The organism is Nocardiopsis mangrovi (assembly GCF_042653925.1).
Lineage (GTDB): Bacteria > Actinomycetota > Actinomycetes > Streptosporangiales > Streptosporangiaceae > Nocardiopsis_B > Nocardiopsis_B mangrovi.
In genome coordinates, this window is record NZ_JBHSFQ010000090.1 from 1 (window position 1) to 1,044 (window position 1,044).

Below are 1,044 nucleotides of genomic sequence, written 5' to 3' on the forward strand. Positions count from 1 at the left end.
CTAGGACGTGTCTGGGAAGTCAGAGCCATTCGTTGATGACCGCGATCAGGACGGTGGCCTCGTAGCTTGAGGCGAGCTTGTCGTATCGGGTCGCGACCGCGCGGTTGCGCTTCAACCGGTTGATCCCGCGCTCCACCGTGTTGCGGTGGCGGTAGTCGGCCGTGTCGAAGGCGGGCGGCCGGCCGCCCCGGCTCCCCTTGCGCTTGCGGGCGGCGATCCGGTCGGCCGGCTCGGGGATGGTCGCCTTGATCCTGCGCCTGCGCAGGTAGGAGCGGATCGCGCGGGAGCTGTAGGCCTTGTCGGCGCGGGTCCGGTCCGGGCGGGTGCGCGCCGGCCCGCCGCGCCCGCAGGCCGCGACACGGATGCGGTCCATGACCGCCTCGAACTGCGGGGCGTCCCCGCGCTGCCCGGCGGTGACGACCACGGCCAGGGGTTTCTGGCCCTGTTCGCAGGCCAGGTGGATTTTGGTGGTGAGCCCGCCGCGGGAGCGGCCCAGCGCGTGGTCGGCGGGCTCCGCCACTGTTTCGTGATCTTCACCCTCCCCCTTTTCGGGGCGCCGGCGGCGTGCTGGTGGGCGCGTATGACGGTGGAGTCGACGCCGACGTCCCAGGTGATCAGGCCTTGGGCGTCGGCGTGTGCCTGGAGTGCGTCGAGGATGCGGGCCCAGGTGGCGTCCTGTTTCCAGCGGCGGAACAGGTCGTAGACGGTCTGCCAGGGCCCATAGCCTGCGGGGAGGTCGCGCCAGGGCGCCCCGGTGCGGGTTCGCCACCGGATCGCGTCGATGAGGGTGCGCTTGCAGCGCACCGGCGGCCGGCCGGTGGCCGCCGGTGCGGGGAGCAGGGGTTCGAGCAGGGCCCACTGGGCGTCGGTGAGGTCACCGCGCCCCGGGCCGGGTAGGGTCGGCACGAAGCCTCCGGCTGACAAGGTCTTCTTGGTCGTTGACCCGTCTACCGGAGGCTTCACTCATCTGCGGGGTGACACGCCCGACTATGCCGTTGTGATGCCGTTCATCCCTACATGACCCGGTTTCCAGACACGCCCTAG

At 71.3% G+C, this 1,044-nt stretch carries 1 protein-coding gene; it reads right to left on the minus strand.

Going from position 1 to position 1,044, the window contains the following annotated elements; genetic code table 11:
* Nucleotides 1-19 precede the first annotated feature (19 nt).
* Nucleotides 20-906, minus strand: a protein-coding gene (locus ACFO4E_RS30060; protein WP_378580715.1) for an IS5 family transposase whose coding sequence is annotated in 2 segments (ribosomal slippage) — nucleotides 20-505 and nucleotides 508-906 — 885 coding nt in all. Because the reading frame shifts where the segments join, the coding sequence is not laid out codon by codon here.
* Nucleotides 907-1,044 lie beyond the last annotated feature (138 nt).